Here is a 20,103-nt window from a genome sequence, read left to right as displayed (position 1 = left end):
ATTTTAAATGGAGGACACAATGAATACAAGAATTAATATGATGAATTTTAATGTAGATAATCTTTCTATGCAGGAAACTCTTTTGAAGATTGAAGGGATTATTAAGGATCGTAAACCAACTCAGCATGTAGTTGTTAATGCTTCCAAGGCAGTTATGATACAAAAAGATGAAAATTTAAGAAGAATAATTAATGAATGTCCTTTAATTAATGCAGATGGACAGTCTATCGTTTGGGCTTCAAAATTCCTAGGTAAACCTTTGGTTGAAAGGGTAGCTGGAATTGACCTAATGGAAGAGATAATCCAATTATCTGCTGAAAAAGAATATAGTATCTATTTCTTTGGTGCTAAGGAAGAGGTTGTGAAAGAAGTTGTAAAACTGTATAAACATAAATATCCTTCTTTAAAAGTTGCAGGTTATCGTAATGGCTATTTTAAAGAAGAAGATAATGAAGAAATAGTTAATGATATAAAAAATTCGAATGCTGATATTTTATTTGTTGCATTTAGTTCTCCTAAAAAGGAGTATTGGTTAAAAAACTTCTGTACTGAAATGGAAGTGCCTTTCCAAATGGGAGTTGGTGGCAGTTTTGATGTTGTAGCTGGAATAACAAAACGAGCACCAAGATGGATGCAAAAAATTGGAATGGAATGGTTTTATCGCTTTATGCAAGAGCCAAAGAGAATGTGGAAGAGATATCTGCTAGGGAATTTAAAGTTTGTTTCATATGTTGTAAGAGAAAAGTGGAAAAACCCTAAACTATAGGGAAATATCTTCAAGGGAATGAGAACTACTATAAAAGGGATTTTTAAGTTGAAGTGATAAAAAAGAAATACACTGTTGATAAATATATTTACTATTGTGTTACTCATCATACTAAATTCTCCCCCCTTATCCAGTGTGTGAATAAGGGGGAGAATTTCTTTTTTGTATATATAAGAGGTTAGATGTTAGATATAAAACATAGCGTCATTTGATGAAGACCGTCAATTCCATGTATAATAGGATTGGCACTTTATTCCTAAACACATAAGGCGTATCTAAGAAAGAAGGTTAAGATAATGAAAAAGAAAGTTCTATTTTGGATATTAGGAATTATAGGAGTAATGATTATAGGCGGAGGAGTTTACGCTTATAATGTATATTCTTCTGTTTCAAAAACATTAAATGAAGTTCATAAACCTTTAAAGCGTGATCAAAATGATAATAAAAAAGAAGAAAAAATTAGTAAGTCTCAGCCTGTTTCAATTTTATTATTAGGAGCGGATGAACGTGGTGAAGATAAAGGTCGTTCAGATTCTCTAATGGTAATTACGCTAAATCCGAAAAATAATTCAATAAAAACAGTAAGTATCCCTCGTGATACGTATACAGAAATTGTTGGAAAAGGAAAAAGCGATAAAATTAACCACGCTTATGCGTTTGGCGGAGTAGATATGTCTGTATCGACAGTAGAAAAATTCTTAAACATTCCTATTAACTATTATATAGAAGTTAATATGGAAGGGTTCAAGGATATTGTAGATGCTGTTGGTGGTGTTGATGTAAATAATGATTTAGATTTCACATCAAGAGATACTCATTTTAATAAAGGTAATATTCATTTAAATGGTGAAGAGGCATTAAAGTATACTCGTATGCGTTATGAAGACCCACGTGGCGACTTCGGACGCCAAATGCGCCAACGTCAAGTGATGCAGGCTGTTATTAAGAAAGGCGCAAGCTTCTCTTCTTTAACAAGTTATGGTGATGTGTTAACAGCAATCCAAAAGAACGTGAAAACAAACTTAACGCAAGATCAAATGTTTGATATGCAGAAGAACTATAAAGATTGCTTGAAGAACAGTGAAGAAATCCAAATTCCAGGTGACGGACACAAAGCCGCGGATGGCATTTGGTACTACTACGTTCCAGACGCAGCAAAACAAGATTTAACGAATAAGTTAAAAGCACATCTTGAATTGACTAAGTAATATGTAATAACCCAACTCCTTTGGAAGGAGTTGGGTTTATTTTTGCATAGATTTATATTAGTATTATATATTGTGAGATTAATGGATGAGGTGAATCGATGAATAAGAAAGCAGTACTGGTCCTATTTATTTTTGTATTGTTTATCGCTTCAGTTGTGAGCGGTAAACTGTATTGGAATAAAAAGATTGCGAATGCAACGGGACAAACGAGTGAAGTAACGAAAACAAAGGCTGAAGTGAAAGATAGCGGAGCGAAGAAAGAAGAGAAAAAACAAGCAAAGTCATCTTTTAATGAAGCATACGCAAAGAACTTGCCAGATGAAGTAAAAGAGAAATTAAAGAAAGCTGCAGCTGATAAGAAGGCAGTAAATCTTGTTATTGTTGGTGATGAAGCTTCTTCATCTGAAAAAGATGCTTGGGTAGCTAAGTTCACTGCTAATTTAGAGGCTTCTTACGGTAAAGGTTTATGGAATGTGACAGTAAAGGAATATAGGGGTGAAAGCACAGAGGAGTTAATTGCGAATAAGCGTGATAAAGAGATTGCGAAAGAGAATCCAGATGTAATTTTATTTGAGCCACCATTTATTACGGATAATGGTAAAAATGGTAATGGAAACTCTGTAGTAAATACACAGAAGTTCGTTCAAGCACTTTCTACTAGTGCAAAGGGTGCTACGATCATGATTCAACCATCAAACCCAGTGTACGGTGCTAAGAATTATCCGAAAGCAATTGAAGCATTAAAACAATTTGCGACGCAAAATAATTATACATATGTTGACCATTGGACAGCGTGGCCGGATGCAACAACAAAGGCTATCTTACCATATTTAAAAGAAGAATTTGGTTTCCCAAGTGCTAAGGGACATGAAGTTTGGGCACAATATGTAACGGATTATTTTGTGGCTAAATAATAAATGAGAGAGGGTATCGTCGACAAAATATGTTCGACAATACCCTCTCTTTTTTTGTCTTATTTTTGCTATACTAAACTGTAATATAATACAAGATGGAAGGAGGAGAATGATGAAAATACTTGTAGTAGATGATGAATCGAGTATTCGTAATTTGATTCGGATGCAGTTAGAGATGGAAGGGTATGAAGTATTGACGGCGGCTGATGGGAGAGAAGCTTTAGAGAGATGGAATGAGCAGCCGGATGTACTTATTTTAGATGTGATGCTTCCTGATACGGATGGGTATGAGTTATTACGTTTATTCAGGGAGAAGGATCGTGATATTCCGGTGCTTATGCTGACAGCGAAGAGTCAGATGAATGATAAGTTACTTGGTCTTCAGCTTGGAGCGGATGATTATGTGACGAAGCCTTTTAATTATGCGGAGCTTATTCTTCGTGTGAAGAATATGAGTAGGCGTGTGAAGAAGGAGGAGGTAACTGCAAGTCATGAAGTAATTCGCGCAGGTGATTTACTTATTTGTCCAAAGGAACGAAAGGTGCATGTGAGTGGGCAGGAGATTCAGTTAACGTACCGAGAGTTTAATTTATGCCAGTTGTTTGTTTCGAATCCGCAGCGTGTATTCATGAGAGATGAGTTACTCGAGAAGGTATGGGGGTTTGAGTATATCGGAAATACGAGAGCGGTTGATATTATGGTGCAAAGGCTTCGAAAGAAACTCGGGAAAAGCGGGGAGTATATTAAGACAATTTATGGTGTTGGGTATAAGCTTGATTGCTAAAAGGTGATGATATGTCTTTAAAACGAAATATGGTGTTTGGAATAGTTGGATTGTTGATTCCAATTCTTGTTCTTTTGTATGCGGTTGTTTATATTGCACTGGAGAAGAATGTATATCATAATGCGGCAGATTCCTTAGAAAAGTTAAGTGTAGAAGCACAAATTTATACGATGAATTATTTAGAGAAGGAAGCAGAAGTGGAGACGCTAGGTCCGAATTCGCTTTTAATTGCTTCGTATTTAGCGAAGCGAATGGATGTCCGGGTGCAGATGATTGGGAAGAATGGAGATGTTGTTGCAGATACACAAAAAGGGGCATTACTTCATCGGAATATTGATATTGAGAGTTCTTTGAAGGGAAAGAAATCCTATGTTTTCGAGGAGGGAGACCCAGCTCCAATTCTTTTGTTTTCAAGTCCGGTTTATTATGGAAACGATGTCATTGGGAGTATTCGTTTTATAAATGAGTTAACGGATGAGAAGGAAGTTTTAACAAATGTGAGTTGGACGTTTTTAATGACGTCGCTTTGTTTAGTAGCTGCTGGTATTTTCTTTGCGATTCGTTTGGCGAAGTCTCTTCATAAACCAATTGATCAGTTAAGGCAAATGGCGCATCGGCTTGCGAATGGAGATTATGAAAGTAAGATTGAGCTAAATGAGTATGTGGAGATTGCACAGCTTTCAGCATCCTTTAATGCGATGGCTGATGGGATTGAACTGCATATTAAGCAGCTGAAGGAAGAGAAAGAGAAACAGAAAGATTTCTTAGACCGCATTACGCATGAGCTGAAAACACCGCTTACGGCAATTATCGGTTATGTAGATTTGATTCCGAAGTTACAATCGAAGGAGGATGTGCAGGAGAGCCTCCGTTATGTGGCTGTAGAAAGTGAGCGTCTCTTATCACTTGTAGAGGAATTACTTAAGTCTTCAAAGTACGGGACGAGTACGTTTGAAGTGTCGCCTACAGTCGTGAATATAAAGGAATTGGCAGAAGAGGCAGTTTCGATTGTGAAACTTAGGTTGCAGCAGTTTGAAATTGAAGTTATGAATGAGTTAATGGAAGTACACGTTGTTGCGGATTTTGATAAGACGAAGCAAATTTTCTTGAATGTGCTTGATAATGCGATTAAATATAGTGATGCTACGCAAGTTCGTATGAATGTAATTATAAATGAGCAGGAAGCAAAGGTTTTTGTTCATGATGATGGCATCGGTATGGATGAAGGTGTGCTTGCAGAATGGAATGAGTCTCCGGAAGGGAAGGTGCTTCCTTCTAGTTATGGGAATGGCTATGGTTTATACATTTGTCAGGGGATTATGGAGAAGCAAGGCGGAAGTATGCGAATTGAGAGTAGTGAAGAAATGGGAACTACAATATGTATGACATTTGTACTTCCGAGACGGATGGAAGACATAAAAAACTTGAAAGCGGTTAAATGATACATTTATGAAACAATTATGCGGTATTTTCGAAACAACGTTTTTTTATCTTGGAGGTAGGCAGAAATGAAAAGGCTATCATTTCAAATTCTTATGTTTGTCTTTTGTATGATCGCTTCTCTTATTTTGTTTTATGTTATTGAGAAGCAAATATATAATCGAATCACGATTGTGGATGACAAACAAGCCGTTTTACAAAGAGTGAACGAATCCCTTCCTACTGAAGTGAAAGTAAGGCATGAGAAGTGGGGAGAAATTGTTGTAACGGATGAAGTTCGTTTGCATACGATTGTTTCATTCTTTGACCGAATTCGAGTAGAACCGAGAGAAGCGAGGAATCAAGAACAAGTATTTACTGGAGAAGTAACGTACTTGAATGGACATAAACGTACTTTTGCAGTAGGTGACTTGTTCCAGTATGAGGCCAATGTATACGGAAAGAATGGTACGGATCCGATGATCTCAGCATTACAAACGTATTTGTTAAGCCTGTATTATACACCGGAGCGCATTAGTAATTTCTTTGCGGAGGCAAAGGAAGTTGTAGTGAGGCAAGGGGATGTAATACGTACTATAGATCTTACGCAAATATTTGATTCTATTCGATACGCAAAGCAAATTACAGATTACGGAGAAATTCAGAAATTATTACAATCACAGAATGAGCCGATTGTTTATATTACTGCCTATAAAACAGGCAAGCGTGTAAAGAATGAGCGGGAGGATATTCTAACCATTTCTGTGTATCCATCGTACTTTGTTGTGCAATATCTCGGTGATAATAACGGGAATGTCATGTATATGAAGGGCTCCCTAGCAGAATTCCTTGTAAAGGAGAATGTGTCATGAGAAAGATAGCCTTTTTCTTCTTTTTGCTAGTAATCGGAGGAGCGATGTCTAGTTGCTCTCGAGATACAACCTCTATTAAATATAATAAAAGTGGTCTCCCTATTTTGGATGATCGTCATCTTGTTGCGTATGTAGCGGCCCGCGAGGAAGTTGGTGAAGCTTTGCTTTCATCATTTTGTAAACAACGAGGGTGTACATATGAATTTATTCGTCTATCGACAGAAGAACTTCTTCGGAGAGTAGAAGAGGAAGCTGGAAATCCGAAGGCGGATATTATTATTGGCGGTACAGTAGATGCGCATCAAATGATGAAGCAAAAGAACCTTTCTATTCCTGTTATGAGCCAGCATGCGAACCGTATTTCAAAGTCTGTTAAAGATAAAGATGGTTATTGGTACGGTTACGAAGTGGAGAAACTAGCAATCGCGATTAATAAAGAGCGGTGGAATGAAGAAATAGCACCGCTCGGTCTTCCGTATCCATCACGGTGGCAAGATTTATTAGATCCGGTATATACGGGTAAGATTGCAATGCCTGATCCAAATGTTTCCGGCACAGCATATACTTTGTTTCAATCACTTATTGATACTTTAGGTGAAGAAGAAGCGAAAGGGTATGTTAAGAGTCTTGCAAGGCAAATTGGTGAAGTAACGGTGAATGGTTATATGCCTGCAGAACTGGTCGCGAGCGGTGAATATATGATAGGCATCAATTTTGCGGGAGATCAGAGAATGCTTCAGAAACAAGGCTTTCCTATTGTAAGTAATGAACCTGAGCAAACAGGGTTATCTGTTAATGCGATTTCGAAACTGAAGCGTGCACCGAGTGGTTTTATTGCGGACTTATTTATTGATTATTGTTTATCAGAAGAAGCGGGGCACATTTTAGAAAAAGTTTCGTTTGGCGTACCAACGATGTTTGCGAAGAACCAAAAAGAGATAGAAGGTCAGCCAGTTAGAAGAACGAACAAAAATATATCAAATAGTGGAATAATCGAGATATGGAATAGACAACGTCTCTCTCAGCAGTGAGAAAAGGAGACGAAAGAATATGTTTAAATGGCTTAAGCCAGCGCCTGCGATTGAGAGATTACCAGCGGATATGATCGCTAAAGTATATACATTACTGCGTATTCGTGTGTTAATGGGAATCTCAGTGGGATATGCTGCTTATTATTTAGTGCGCAGTAATTTTACGTTATCAAGTACGTATTTAGTACAAGAATATGGTTTTAGTACAGCTGAAATTGGACTACTAGGTTCAGTAATGGCGATTGTTTATGGATTTAGTAAGTTCTTTATGGGGAATTTATCAGATAAAGCTTTTGCCCAGCGCTTTATCGCAGTTGGATTATTCTTATCAGGGCTTGTAAATATTTGTTTCGGGTTTGCATCTTCATTTGGAATGATCGTTACGTTACTTGTCCTGAACGGTATTGTACAAGGTATGGGAGCACCACCTTGTAGTATCGTTATGACGAAATGGTTCTCGAAGAAAGAACGTGGTACGAAAACAGGTATTTGGAATATTTCACATAACGTTGGTGGAATGCTAGTGCCGCCCCTTGTCGGAATCGGTGTAGGTATTTTCGGTGAGAATCATTGGCAGGGCGGAGTATTTATTTTCCCAGCGATTATCGCAATGGTAATTTCAGTTCTTGTTTGGATTAATGCGAAGGATACACCAGAATCTGAAGGTCTTCCTCCAATTGATGAGTATCGTAATGACTATGAAAATCTTGAAAAAGCAGATAATGCTAACAAGATGTCACCAAAAGAAATTTTAATGAAATACGTAGTAAAAAATAAATTTGTATGGTTCTTATGTATTGCGAATGCATTTGTTTATTTAATTCGTTTCGGTGTTATTAACTGGGTTCCACTTTATTTAACGACAGTTAAAGGTTTTTCAAAAAATGAAGCACATGCAGCATACGCAATCTTTGAAGGTATGGCAATTCCAAGTTCATTAATCGTTGGTCTTTTAAGTGATAAATTATTTAAAGGGAAACGTATGCCATTGTGTATTATTAGTATGGTTGGAGTTGTTATTGGTACGTTTGTATATTGGCAAGCAACTAGCGTACTTGTTGTAAGTATTGCAGTTTCTATTATCGGATGTTTAATTTACGTACCACAGTTCTTAATCGGTTTAAGTGCGATGGAATTAGTACCGAAATTTGCAGTAGGTACGACAGTTGGTATGTGTGGTCTGTTTGGTTATGTGGGCGGAAGTCTTGTAGCAAACGCAGCAATTGGTGTTATTGTTGATCGTTCTGGCTGGGATGGTTGCTTTATCTTACTATTAACAGGTGCAATTTTATCAACAGTCTTCTTGTTCATCGTTCAACGTGGACATGAGAGAAAAGATCCTAAAGCGGCGTAATATTTTATTTGAAAAGCTATCCAATTGTTATTTTGGATGGCTTTTTCTATATAATATAATCTTTCCTTAAAACTATCTTAAAAGATAAGATGTCATATTTCTAATCATTGGAATTTTTGTTACAATATAAATGAATGTGTAAAACTTTGTAAAAAGATTGTAATAATATACAATTATTTTTCAGAAAGTTTTATACAATTGTAGTGTTTATTAAACTATTAATTTATAAAGGGAGAGAGAATATGGTACCAAATACGGTTCGTACTCCAAACAAGAAGAAAAAATGGATTATTATCGGGGTTATTGCACTAATTGTTATTGTGGCAGCAGTTAATATTTTTATTATGCAAGGTAAGAAGAAGGGCGCATCAGCAACGGCTGATGCTGTAAGTTTTGAGAAAGTGACAGAGCGTAAGCTGAATAATACGAAATTAATTTCTGGTCAGGTGAAGCCTGGTAATATTGAAAGCTTCTATGCAGATCCGACTAAAGGAAAAGTGAAAGATATTGAGGTAAAAGAAGGGCAAGAGGTAGAGAAAGGTACGAAGTTATTCTCTTATGACAATGAAGAGATTAATCTTCAAATGAAGCAAGCTGAGCTTGATCAGAAGATGGCGGATATGCGTTATGATCAAGGGAAAAAGAAGATTGATTCGTTGAAGAAAGAAATTAAGAAGGCGAAAGATGGCGGAGCTGGGAAAGAAGTAACAGATCCGATGGAAGAGCAAGTAAGTGAGTTAGAGATGACGCAGAAAACAACTGATCTTGAGAAAGAAAAAGGGAAGTTGCAAAAAGAAGAGTTAAGTAAAAAGCAGAAAGAACTTACGATTTATAGTAACTTTACGGGTGTTGTTCAAAAGTTAGATAAAGATGCAGCACAAAGTTCATCTCAAGCGTTAGGTGGACAAGGAAAGGCATTTTTACAAGTGGCTTCTAAAGACCCGTTCCAAGTTCAAGGGACGTTAACTGAGCTTCAAAAGTCACAAATTCAAAAAGATCAAACATTCACTGTAACTGCGAAAGCAAATAGCAAGAAGAAGTGGACAGGTAAGATTACAGAGGTAAGTGAATTCCCAACGAGTGCAGAGATGGCTCAAGCTGGTGGTGTAGGCGAAGCGGCTCAAAATATGTCTCAATATACATATAAAGCAAGCCTTGATAGTCAAGACGGTTTATCTCCAGGTTACCACGTTTCATTGCAAGTAAATTTAGAGAATAAGACGATGATTGCTGTTCCGACTAAGAGCATTGTAGAAAAAGGCGATGATGCATTTGTTTATGTTGAGGATAAAGGGAAGCTTCGTAAGCAAAATGTGAAAAAAGGTTCTACTGATGGAGACTGGACAGAGATTGTAGAAGGCGTAACAGTGGGGCAAAAGGTGGTTAAAAATCCTTCCGACGATGTGTATGACGGAATGGAAGTGAAAGAGAAATGATTACGTTAAATAATATTGCTAAAACGTATTACCAAGGGAAATTGGCGGTGCCGATTTTGCATGGTATTAGTTTAACGATTCAGAGTGGTGAGTTTGTTTCGATTATGGGGCCTTCTGGTTCCGGTAAGTCAACGCTTATGAACATTATTGGTTGTTTAGATCGTCCAACAGAAGGCGAATATATGCTGAATGATGTGAATATCTTAACAGCAGATGAGTCAAAGCTTGCTTTAATTCGTAATGAATATATTGGATTTGTATTCCAGCACTTTAATTTACTGCCTCGTCTTTCTGCGGTGGAAAATGTTGAACTTCCGCTCGTATACGGTGGCGTGAAGAAAGCAGAGCGACGTCAAAGAGCTCTGGAAGCACTTGGTAAAGTTGGTTTGTCCGACAGAGTTCATCATTTGCCGAATGAGTTATCAGGTGGACAGAAGCAGCGTGTCGCTATTGCGAGATCGATTGCGAATAATCCAACTTTCATTATGGCCGATGAGCCAACTGGTGCGCTTGATACGAAGTCTGGTGAGCAAGTCATGGATATTTTCACGAAGCTTAATGCAGAAGGTACAACAATTGTTATGGTTACGCATGAAGAGGAAGTAGCAGCGTATTCTTCCCGCCGCATTGTACTGCGAGATGGGAAAGTTACAGAAGATAGAAGGTGTGCGGTATGAGTTTACTAGATAGTATAAAAATTGCCCTATCTTCTATTTTAGCTCATAAACTGCGTTCAGCTCTTACGATGCTCGGTATTATTATCGGCGTTGGTTCTATTATTACTGTCGTTGCAATTGGGCAAGGCGGAGAAGCGATGTTGAAGTCGAAATTCGCAGGTTCTGGTGGTAATAACCTTATGCCAATTCAATTTAAACCAGATATTAATGATGAGTTTGCTATAGGTGGATTTGAAATACCAAAGTTAACGGAAGAAGATATTTTGGAAGTAAAACAAGTGAAAGATGTTTCACACGTTATTACGACAAACCAGAATTCAGAGGTGCTTGATGTAAATGATAAAAAAGCAAATCTGAATGTTATTGGTCTTGATAATGAATATTTTGCGGTTAATAAAGTAAAGGTCGTAAAGGGACGTACTTTAAGTGAATCAGATATTTCTCACGCAAATAACGTTGTGATGATTAGTACAAAAACAGAAGAGACATTATTTAAGGACGTAAACCCAGTTGGACAAATTATTGAGATGAAAGGACAACCGATGCAAATTATCGGTGTGTACAGATCTGATAATGAGTTTATGGGATTTGAAATGGAAGAAGCATTAGTCCCCCTTACGTTATGGCCTGTTTTATACGGAACAGATAATATTCAAAATATCGCAATTCAAGCTAAAAATGTAGATGATTTAGAAGCGGCAGGGAAACAAGCTGTTGATGTATTAAATAGTCGTAAGCCAAGTGAAATTCCAGGTAAATATGAACTGGTGAATTTAAAAGAATTCCAAGAAAATGTTTCTAAAGTAACTGGTATTATGACGATGATCATCGGCGGTATCGCGGGTATTTCATTAGTCGTTGGTGGTATCGGCGTTATGAACATTATGCTCGTATCTGTAACGGAGCGTACGCGCGAAATTGGAATACGTAAAGCACTCGGAGCGACGCGTAGTAAAATTTTATTACAGTTCTTAATTGAAGCGGTTATGTTAACACTTCTAGGTGGTTTGATTGGAATTGGTCTTGGATATGGCGGAGCATATATCGTTTCCACATTTGCGAAATGGCCACCGCTCGTTTCATGGGAAGTTGTTGTAGGAGGCGTATTATTCTCTATGACACTTGGCATTATTTTCGGATTAATTCCAGCAAACAAAGCTGCGAAGTTAGATCCGATTGAAGCACTGCGTTATGAATAAGTTGTAGTAGAGAGGGACTCTCTACTACACATTACCGTTCTAGTGGGCGGTTCGTAGCCTCTATGTGAGGAAGTGAACCGCCCGTTAGAACGGGTTATATAAATAGAGGGAGGCGTTATAATGGAAGCGAATATTAATATGCAAGATGAAGGTGCGAAGAAGCCGTCATTATTTGGAATGATTACTTCTCCAGGTTTACAGTTTGAGAGAATGAAGACGAAAAGCCCAGTCTGGGGAGGGTTTTTCATATTTCTTTTAATGGGGACGATTATGGCAACAGGTGCAGCATACTTATCATTAATTAATAACCCAGAAATGGCAAAAGAGTTAAATGGTGAAGCGGGAGCAATGATAAAAGGATTTACTCTTGGTGGTGGAGCACTTGTTGGTTTATTAGGTACGCTTATAGGTCTATTTATTGCAGCTGGTTTTTATAAAATTATTATGATGTTTATGAGCAATGATACTCCATACATGAAGATATTATCTATTTACATATACGCTAATCTTGTTTATTATATCGGCGGATTGTTAAATGTAGCATTAGGTTTTGTATTCGATGGAAATGGTGTTGATGTTTATACAAGTTTAGCTCCTTTATTCGAAAAAGGAACAGTGTTACATGGAATTGGCTCTTCAATTGAAATCTTCAATATTTGGAGTTTAGTTCTAACGGGACTAGGGTTACACATTGTAGCTGGTTTAAGTAAGAAACAAGCTACAACCTTAATCGTAATTTTCTTCATTCTATCCGTTGCATTAGGTGTTGTAAAAGGGTTAACTGGTATTGGTGCATAATATATTTGTTTAAAAAGGTGACTCTTCTGAGAGTCACCTTTTTTATTTTTACCCCTATTTCAAATACCCCCATCAGAATTTCAAATACTGCCTAGTGTAATTTCAAATTCCAGCAGTAGTATTTGAAATTACTCACAATGAAATTCCCTTTCTCATTTTATATTGTAGAGGTACCGCGGAATACTAAAGAGGTATACCTTTTAGAAACGGGTACTGTGTGAAGCCAGCGACTTTTGCAGATACGGTTGTTTTGTATGAAGGTATGATTGTAAATCAAATAAAGAGGTTAAATATTTACCAAGATTATGAAGAGTATTATCAATGTGGTTTAATTGGTCTTTGGCATGCTTATGAAAGATATGAGGAGGAGAAAGGTAGTTTTCCTGCTTATGCGGTTGTAACGGTACGTGGTTATATATTGGAGAGGTTGAAGAAAGAATGTGTAGTGCAAGAGAGGTATGTATGCACCGATCAGTATGAGGAACGATTTGAGTGTGAAGATGCAGGAACGAGAGCGAAGGACTTTATGAGTGTGTTAGATGATAAGGAGAAGCACATCATTTCAGAGCGATTCTTTGTAGGGAAAAATATGGGGGAGATAGCCGATGAAATAGGGATGACGTATTATCAAGTGAGATGGTTATATCGACAAGCGCTTGAGAAAATGCGAGATAGTGTAAGGGGATAAGAATAATAAATAGAATGGAAGGCAAGGCAAGGCAAGGGAAATGTTGCGTTCCATTCTATTTACTTTAATACAGTAAATGTGGCAAGAGGTTTTTTACGTGTAGTGAATCTTTCATGTTCATTCGGGATAATACATGCCCAGCTTTCAAGAATTGTTGCTGCAACTTATGAGGACTGATTAGTATTGTTACAGTAGTTCCATTTGAAAAATGAATGATTGATGTTTTAGTTTTCTTAAAAAATTCTATATCATCTATATGGTTATAGAACAACCAAATACAGTTTGGAGAAGAAGGAGATTCTGTTGGGAAAACGCAAATATATTCTCTATGATTAATTGGAATCGGAACATTTCGTTTGAAATTAAAGTTTGCTTGGACTGCATGCCGTCTACCTTGATAAGTAGAATGAACATTTGTTAGACAAGATTTCTTTATGAGTTGGATAGCTGTTTGGCAAGAGTGCAGGGGGTCACCGCTACTGTCAATAATTTTTGTCCGGTAATAAGGGTGTTTGCAAGGTTCGAGCATCATTGTAGAACGAGAAATAAAAATATCATTTTCATTATCCATGATTCTAAATCCTCCCTTATAGAAATTAATTCGTATATAATTATATACGAATTATGTAAAGTTGCTATTAATCTTCTGTTGCGTATTGTAAATTTTTACTGTTCGTTTACAATCAATAGATGATAGTCTTTCTAATTTGTATCGCTTGTACATATATATGAAAATAGAAAAGAGTAGGCGGTGATATAGCATGAAGAAAAAGTATATTATTATGGTTCTAGCTGTTATTCTCTTAGTTTATTTAGCAAATAGTAATCCGGGTAAGGGAGAATATACGGATTGGGCAGCAAAACAATTTATGAAGCGTAATGATGTAAGTAAGAAGCTAGATGAGGTTGAGAAAGAAAACAAAGAGGGTATACTTGGCGATATAGCATCGGCGGGAAAGAAATTGGCAAATAAGTATGTTGAGCCACAAGTTGGACTATTAATCGATCATTATACAAAGCGAAATGATTATATTTTCTTCTCGACATATAAGACAGAGTTTGATGTAGGCGGAGAGAATTATAAGTATGTTTGCGTTGGTTTTTCAAACATCTTTATCCCGATTGAAATGCCGAAGAAAAAAGACGAATCTGCAAAATAATGCAGATTCGTCTTTTTGATTTACGGAGTGATCTGAACTTCAGATATGTTTTTTTCTATGAGGCGAGCCCCTTTTTTACGAGCATTTTCACCAATTGATGAAAATACAGATGAAGAAAGAATGGTATCCATTACTTGATTTACGACTAGTTCATTTACTGGTGTGATGGGATTTTCGATAGAAAAGGCAACTGTTTTTCCATCTTCTTTCACGAAAATTAACTCTAGTACTTGCATGTTTTATTCCCTCCTTTTTATTTATCCCGCAACCGCTCGCTTGGTGTGGGATAATAATCAGTGGGGTAAACACCCCCCACTGATTAAAGTTTCACTTTACAGGTTAGAAAGATCTGACGTGCTTACAAGTTGTACAGCTTGAAGTGATGATTGTTGTAGTGAAGTAAGAGCACGTGCTACTTCATGCACTTTTCCTAAATCTGCATTTGTTTTCACACGTTTGAATTGTTTGTTCTTTAAAACTGTTTTACCGTTTTTGTCTAATCCTCCGTTTAATACAAGGCGTAAAGTTAAATCCATTACGATTGTTTCAACTGCCATGTTTATCACCCCCTTTCACTTTATAAATAGGGAGTAAATGTCATGTTTTGGCGTGAAATTTTTTCTTTTTTTTGGTACTCTTAAAAGACTAAGAGAGGAGCTTTCGGGAGAATGAATCGTAAATGGTTATTTTGGATTCCTGTATTACTATGGATGGGGCTTATTTTCTATTCCTCAGCACAGCCATATAAAAAACAGGATATGCGCTCAAATATTGAGCAATATGTAAATGTTGAGTTTGTGAAAGAGCATTTTTCATGGGTATCTATCGATTATGGCGGAGGTACACCTGTTAGCATCGCAAATAAAGGTGTAGGTGGATTTGTTGAGTTTTTCCTTCGTAAAGGTGCTCATTTTATGGTGTTCTTTATGCTAGGTTCATTGACGTATTATGCTTTTCATCGATCGGGTTATTCGAGAAAAAGATGCTTTGCATACGCCCTCCTTTTCGTTGCAGGTTATGCAACATTTGATGAAATTCATCAATGGTTTACAGGAGATCGTACACCGATGTGGCAAGACTCATTGCTTGATACGTGCGGCGGGTTAACAGGAATTATAATAAGCAATTGGTTTTGGCATAGAAAAAGGAGCTAATCTCATTTAGAGATTTGCTCCTTTTTGATTTATACGCCAAGTAATTCTTTTAGTTCGTCTGTTGATAGTTCGGTCATCCAACTATCGCTTGTAATGACGGCGTTGTTTAATGATTGTTTTCTTTCTAACATTTCATCAATTTTTTCTTCAAGCGTTCCCGTTGTAATGAGTTTATGAACGTGAACGAAGCGTTTTTGACCAATGCGATATGCACGGTCTGTTGCTTGGTTTTCTACAGCTGGATTCCACCAGCGGTCATAGTGAATGACATGGTTGGCAGCAGTTAAGTTCAATCCTGTTCCGCCGGCCTTTAATGATAAAATGAAGATGTCATACGTTCCGTTTTGGAACTGCTCGATCATCTTGTCACGTTCTTTCTTCGGTACACTCCCGTTTAAGAAGAGGACACGCTGACCGAATTTTTCTTCTAGCATACGTTTTAGCATGTTCCCCATGCCAATGTATTGAGTGAAGATTAGGCAACTTTCATTTTGGTCTTTTATATTTTCGATGAGCTCCATTACCGTTTTTGTTTTCATAGAGCGTTCGATGATATCTTGTGGTTCTTCTTCTTTCAAATAAAGGGCTGGGTGGTTACAAATTTGTTTTAGCTTATTCAGCATAAGTAATATAAATCCGCGTCTTTCAATTCCACTTAATCCTTCTACATTTTGTAATGTATCTTGAACAAGTTGTTCATATAAGGAGGCCTGTTCACCAGTTAGTGGACAATAAGCTTTTTGTTCTTGTTTATCTGGCAAGTTTAATGCGACTGTTTGATCTTTCTTCGTACGACGCAGTAAAAATGGCGAGATAAATCGTTGTACTTGCTGGATTTTTCCTTCATCACGGTCCTTTTCAATCGGTGTGACGAAGCGGCGCTGGAATTGTCCTAAGCTTCCGAGATACCCATGATTGATAAAGTCGAAAATAGACCAAAGCTCAGCAAGTCGGTTTTCCATTGGTGTACCGGTTAAAGCAATTTTGTGATTTGCTTGTAGGTTTCTTACTGCTTTCGACTGTTTCGTATGTGGGTTTTTTATATTTTGAGCTTCATCTAAAATAACAGCATCCCAGCATAAGGTACTAAGTTCTTCTTCATCAAGCTGAGCTAATGCATAAGAAGTTAATACAACATCTGCTGATTGAAGGAAGTCTTTAAATGACTCATCCTTAGCTCGGTTACCCCCGTAATGTAACTGAACACGTAAATTTGGTGCGAAACGCTCAAATTCTTTTTGCCAATTTCCAAGGACTGATGTTGGTGCAACAATTAATGCAGGTCCTGTTTGGAGATTGTTTTCTTTAGCGTATAGTAAGTAAGTTATCGTTTGAATACTTTTTCCAAGTCCCATATCATCGGCTAATAATGCTCCAAATCCAAGCTTTCGTAAGTATAGCAACCATTCAATACCGTGTTGTTGATATGGACGGAGTGTTGCTTGTAGCGAAGAGGGTACATCTACTTTTGGAATATCTCCAATGTGCAGAAGTTTTTGGAAAAGCTCTTCATAATATCCATCTAGTTCGATTTCAATATCGGTAAACGGACTATCGTCTTCTACAATTTCTGTTTCCGCGGTGTTAGATAAATGTTGCTGCAACACGTCTTTCATTTCTAGTCCATATTTATCTGCACGGTTCATTAGTTTTTTTACTTCTTCAATAAAGGCAGGATCAAGTCTCATCCATTGACCATTTAAATTGAAAAGGCGTTTGTTCTGCTCAACAAGTTCAAAAAATTCGCTTTCTGATAAATCAATTCCGTCCGTTGAAATGCGCCAGTCGAAATTAACGAGCGTATTCATGCCGAAGAAAGATTGTGTTTGTGCTGTACTTTGCTTCAGCTGTACACGTAACTTCGGTTTTGTTGCTTTTAAATTTTGCCACCATGATGGTAGTAAAATTGTAATACCTGCTGCGAGTAATTCATTACTTGCTTCGGTTAAGAAGTTCCAAGCTTCTGTTTCAAAGAGTTCTTCCCTGAACTTGTCGTCCTCTTTTAGCCACGGTATGAGCTTACTGAATCCTTCTTGTGTTTCAAGAATACGTTCTTCGTAATCGTGCCACCTTTTTGGCAAGGAATCGATATTCTCATATACATATATGCGATGAGCACCACGCTTTGGCGTAACGATTGTTTCGAGCTTCCACATTTCAAATTCTTCTTGTGGTTCTTGAAGTCTTAATCCAACTATAAATGGAAGATCATCTTCAATGTAACCAATTTTTCGAAGCCAATCTTCCTCATGTAGTGCTGCTTCCAATTGTCTTTTCGTAAAGTCGTAATGTTCATATAGTCTCTTTGCATCTTCCCAGCCATCATTTGAGCGACTATCTTGCAAAATACTTTCGTTCACCGCTGAAGTGAAAAGTGATGCTAACGTGTCATCTTCAATTGGGGTATTCTGAACTTTCCAAGATGGCTGATGAGACCAACGCTCCATATTGGGTACGAAGCTTCCACTTACGAAAGCGTCCCATAATTCATTTGCATCCTTTGTAAGTGCTGTAATAGGACCGTTCATTTGCATATTTGCAAATGAGTTCATCGGTTTATTTGCGATGTATTCAAATGCTTGCACATTCGTTAGCATAACGCCTTGTTTACCTTCATACGTTGCTTCTTTTAGAAACGTGCCGTAGAAGGAAGTAGAGTGCCATGTGAATGCATTTTGTTTCCAAATTGCTACGGATAAGGGAGCACCGCTATCATCTTCTCCCCAAAGGAACCAACCTTGACTAACGTGCTGGAGCCTAATTGTTACTTCAGTTTGTATGATCATCGATTAATTTTCCTTTCCGTAATTCCTCTTGTAGTGCGCGCAGACGTGAATGTAAATTAGCAATGTGAATAATGAAGGCATCCCATTCATCAGTTCGTTTCAGTCGTTTATAAAGCATACGTAATTTCTTTAAGTAACGAACGGCACGTCTATATGATTTGCGATTCCGTTCTTCAATTGCTGCTGTTGCGGCAAGGTGATAAAGAGGAAGTGCTGCTTCAGGCGCTTCTTTTTCAATATCTTTCAATGGTTCTTTCAAAAGTTCGATTGCCTCAAATCCATATAAGAGATGAAGTTCTGCCCATGCACGGTATTGTTTCTTCGCTAGTACGTATTGTTCGTAATTTGCGAAACTATACGGCAGGAGTTCTTGTAAAATCATTTCTAATCCCGCTTGTTCATTTGTGTGTGTTGCATACGTTTCATACATCATTACAAATAACCGAACGATATCTTGTATGAAGACGGTATTCTCTTGTTCGAGTATTGTTTTCTTTACTTGTTTATACGTAAAGGAAAGCCAGTTTTTCCCGCGATCCCACTGCATTGCACTTAATAACTCTTCTAACCAATAAAAATAAAGGCTTACGACAGAAGCAGGCTGTTTTTCGAGTAATTCCATTGCCAATAAATCTTCATTATTTAAAAAGAGCAGATGAGAAGAGGCTAATGCTTTGGAAAGTGGATTCATTTTAGTATCGATCCGTTTTGCTTCTTCCTGTAGCTGTTCTTCTGTTCTTAACAATTCACCCCATATGTGACGATAAATGAAGAATCGCTCTTGTGTATAGGCATCGGTAGAGAAGAATACTTCATGCGTGAGCCGAGCTGTTTCTTGTAAAATCGGTTCAGATTCTGCCGGAATCGATTCTGTTTTTAAGTCCCTAACGATAGATTCAACTTTATCAACGAATAGACGAACGACGTTAACTGGTTGGTGATAAGAATATAGTTTGTTTGCTTCAAATTCTTGAATTTCTTCTAATAATTTTTGAAAGCAATAAAGTGCCGCGTGCAATTTAAATAATTCATGAATAGCAATGACGCGCGGAGCTTTCCGTTCTAATTTTGTATAGAAGTCTGTAAAAAGACTCATAAGAAAATACATTTGTTTATAAGTGAGCCGAGCCTGTTCCTTTTTAAATGATTCAAATTCATTTTCAAAGTATGTGTGCCAACTTTTATAATCCATTTCTTCAAAAGCTGATGATTGCAATACTTGTCTTGCAGTTCGAATAGGAGGAAGGGAAGGTTTCGTATTATTTTTAAATAATGTTAATACGTCTCCTACCTGCCCAAAACTTGAAGCTGCAGATAGTAACACAGCAAGCATATGCTCACATTGCGTTGGCGCGAAGCAATCGCAATAGCTTTCAGCGACATTACGAATCGGGATGTGAACGCTATATACGCTGCCTTCAGCATCTACAGTTCCTGATAGCGTATAGCCATCAAAGTCAACGTTATAGACAACACCACTACGATATAGGTGCCGAGCTGTAGCGACATGCTCCTGATCAGCAACTTGCTGCGGATCAAGCCCTTGAACGAACTCATTCGCAATCATCATAATTTCATCTTTCGTAATTGAGTGTTGCAGCATAATATTCCTCCGTACACAGATTTCTTTCCTTTACCATTATAAACAAAAAATGCTCAAAACAGAAAAAATGAAATTCTAATTACACAATTAGAAAATCATGGTAATATATATGAAGTTAATTTTGTATATTACTATATATTTATAGGGAGAGAGTTAGCTTGTCAGATTTACAGACGAAATTAGGTAGTGGAATGAATAAGTTACAAGAGGGAATAGAACAAGGAAAGCAGAAGCTGCAAATTGCACAAGAAATT

General features: G+C 37.3%; 20 protein-coding genes. 15 read left to right on the top strand and 5 right to left on the bottom strand.

Annotated elements, in window-relative coordinates; translation table 11 throughout:
• The first annotated feature begins 19 nt into the window (after positions 1 to 19).
• The 13 genes from LUS72_RS26040 (at position 20) to LUS72_RS25980 (ending at position 13,146) form a co-directional block, all read left to right on the top strand.
• The gene (locus tag LUS72_RS26040) at positions 20 to 766 is read left to right on the top strand and encodes a WecB/TagA/CpsF family glycosyltransferase (RefSeq protein ID WP_264448451.1); all 747 of its coding nucleotides are present in this window, start codon (positions 20 to 22) and stop codon (positions 764 to 766) included.
• 293 nt (positions 767 to 1,059) lie between these two features.
• Complete coding sequence (locus LUS72_RS26035; protein ID WP_264449087.1) at positions 1,060 to 1,974, top strand: polyisoprenyl-teichoic acid--peptidoglycan teichoic acid transferase TagU; 915 nt, start codon at positions 1,060 to 1,062, stop codon at positions 1,972 to 1,974.
• 98 nt (positions 1,975 to 2,072) lie between these two features.
• Positions 2,073 to 2,888, top strand: coding sequence for an SGNH/GDSL hydrolase family protein (locus LUS72_RS26030; RefSeq protein ID WP_264448450.1), 816 nt, complete (start codon positions 2,073 to 2,075; stop codon positions 2,886 to 2,888).
• A gap of 112 nt (positions 2,889 to 3,000) precedes the next feature.
• Positions 3,001 to 3,672: a response regulator transcription factor gene (locus LUS72_RS26025; RefSeq protein WP_097832423.1), complete on the top strand. Its 672-nt coding sequence runs from the start codon at positions 3,001 to 3,003 to the stop codon at positions 3,670 to 3,672.
• 11 nt (positions 3,673 to 3,683) lie between these two features.
• Positions 3,684 to 5,114: a HAMP domain-containing sensor histidine kinase gene (locus LUS72_RS26020; RefSeq protein ID WP_264448449.1), complete on the top strand. Its 1,431-nt coding sequence runs from the start codon at positions 3,684 to 3,686 to the stop codon at positions 5,112 to 5,114.
• A 66-nt stretch (positions 5,115 to 5,180) separates the two neighbouring features.
• Positions 5,181 to 5,963 (top strand): DUF3919 family protein, encoded by a 783-nt coding sequence (locus LUS72_RS26015; protein WP_264448448.1) that lies wholly within the window; start codon positions 5,181 to 5,183, stop codon positions 5,961 to 5,963.
• Entirely contained in the window at positions 5,960 to 6,994 is a 1,035-nt protein-coding gene (locus LUS72_RS26010) for an ABC transporter substrate-binding protein (protein ID WP_097832420.1), read from the top strand. Before LUS72_RS26015 ends, LUS72_RS26010 begins: the two co-directional genes overlap by 4 nt.
• A gap of 19 nt (positions 6,995 to 7,013) precedes the next feature.
• A complete protein-coding gene (locus LUS72_RS26005; protein WP_097832419.1) occupies positions 7,014 to 8,348 on the top strand; it encodes an MFS transporter in 1,335 nt (444 codons plus the stop codon).
• Between the two features lie 242 nt (positions 8,349 to 8,590).
• Positions 8,591 to 9,784: an efflux RND transporter periplasmic adaptor subunit gene (locus tag LUS72_RS26000; RefSeq protein ID WP_097832418.1), complete on the top strand. Its 1,194-nt coding sequence runs from the start codon at positions 8,591 to 8,593 to the stop codon at positions 9,782 to 9,784.
• Entirely contained in the window at positions 9,781 to 10,461 is a 681-nt protein-coding gene (locus LUS72_RS25995; RefSeq protein WP_097832417.1) for an ABC transporter ATP-binding protein, read from the top strand. Before LUS72_RS26000 ends, LUS72_RS25995 begins: the two co-directional genes overlap by 4 nt.
• Positions 10,458 to 11,660, top strand: coding sequence for an ABC transporter permease (locus LUS72_RS25990; protein WP_097832416.1), 1,203 nt, complete (start codon positions 10,458 to 10,460; stop codon positions 11,658 to 11,660). The genes LUS72_RS25995 and LUS72_RS25990 overlap by 4 nt, the downstream gene beginning before the upstream one ends.
• Positions 11,661 to 11,780: 120 nt before the next feature.
• Positions 11,781 to 12,458, top strand: a complete 678-nt coding sequence (locus tag LUS72_RS25985) for a YknW family membrane protein (protein ID WP_097832415.1) — start codon at positions 11,781 to 11,783, stop codon at positions 12,456 to 12,458.
• 217 nt (positions 12,459 to 12,675) lie between these two features.
• Positions 12,676 to 13,146 carry a sigma-70 family RNA polymerase sigma factor gene (locus LUS72_RS25980; RefSeq protein ID WP_097832414.1) on the top strand — a complete coding sequence of 157 codons (471 nt, stop codon included), beginning with the start codon at positions 12,676 to 12,678 and terminating at the stop codon, positions 13,144 to 13,146.
• A 64-nt stretch (positions 13,147 to 13,210) separates the two neighbouring features.
• Here the strand turns inward: LUS72_RS25980 and LUS72_RS25975 are convergent, their stop codons facing one another.
• Complete coding sequence (locus LUS72_RS25975; protein ID WP_264448447.1) at positions 13,211 to 13,717, bottom strand: competence protein ComK; 507 nt, start codon at positions 13,715 to 13,717, stop codon at positions 13,211 to 13,213.
• 190 nt (positions 13,718 to 13,907) lie between these two features.
• On the opposite strand from LUS72_RS25975, the gene LUS72_RS25970 reads away from it, so the two are divergent.
• The gene (locus LUS72_RS25970) at positions 13,908 to 14,306 is read left to right on the top strand and encodes a DUF4359 domain-containing protein (RefSeq protein ID WP_097832412.1); all 399 of its coding nucleotides are present in this window, start codon (positions 13,908 to 13,910) and stop codon (positions 14,304 to 14,306) included.
• Between the two features lie 20 nt (positions 14,307 to 14,326).
• On the opposite strand, the gene LUS72_RS25965 is transcribed toward LUS72_RS25970, so the two are convergent.
• On the bottom strand, positions 14,327 to 14,542 hold the full coding sequence (locus LUS72_RS25965) for a DUF2922 domain-containing protein (protein WP_001197608.1): 216 nt from the start codon (positions 14,540 to 14,542) through the stop codon (positions 14,327 to 14,329).
• 96 nt (positions 14,543 to 14,638) lie between these two features.
• On the bottom strand, positions 14,639 to 14,863 hold the full coding sequence (locus LUS72_RS25960; protein WP_264448446.1) for a DUF1659 domain-containing protein: 225 nt from the start codon (positions 14,861 to 14,863) through the stop codon (positions 14,639 to 14,641).
• A 111-nt stretch (positions 14,864 to 14,974) separates the two neighbouring features.
• On the opposite strand from LUS72_RS25960, the gene LUS72_RS25955 reads away from it, so the two are divergent.
• A complete protein-coding gene (locus tag LUS72_RS25955) occupies positions 14,975 to 15,460 on the top strand; it encodes a VanZ family protein (RefSeq protein ID WP_128856254.1) in 486 nt (161 codons plus the stop codon).
• Between the two features lie 29 nt (positions 15,461 to 15,489).
• On the opposite strand, the gene LUS72_RS25950 is transcribed toward LUS72_RS25955, so the two are convergent.
• Complete coding sequence (locus LUS72_RS25950) at positions 15,490 to 18,246, bottom strand: DEAD/DEAH box helicase (RefSeq protein WP_264448445.1); 2,757 nt, start codon at positions 18,244 to 18,246, stop codon at positions 15,490 to 15,492.
• Complete coding sequence (locus tag LUS72_RS25945) at positions 18,230 to 19,849, bottom strand: SWIM zinc finger family protein (protein ID WP_264448444.1); 1,620 nt, start codon at positions 19,847 to 19,849, stop codon at positions 18,230 to 18,232. The genes LUS72_RS25950 and LUS72_RS25945 overlap by 17 nt, the downstream gene beginning before the upstream one ends.
• Between the last annotated feature and the right edge of the window lie 254 nt (positions 19,850 to 20,103).

This window comes from Bacillus cereus, assembly GCF_025917685.1.
GTDB classification, from domain to species: domain Bacteria; phylum Bacillota; class Bacilli; order Bacillales; family Bacillaceae_G; genus Bacillus_A; species Bacillus_A cereus_AT.
This window is presented reverse-complemented; position numbering and strand designations above follow the sequence as displayed.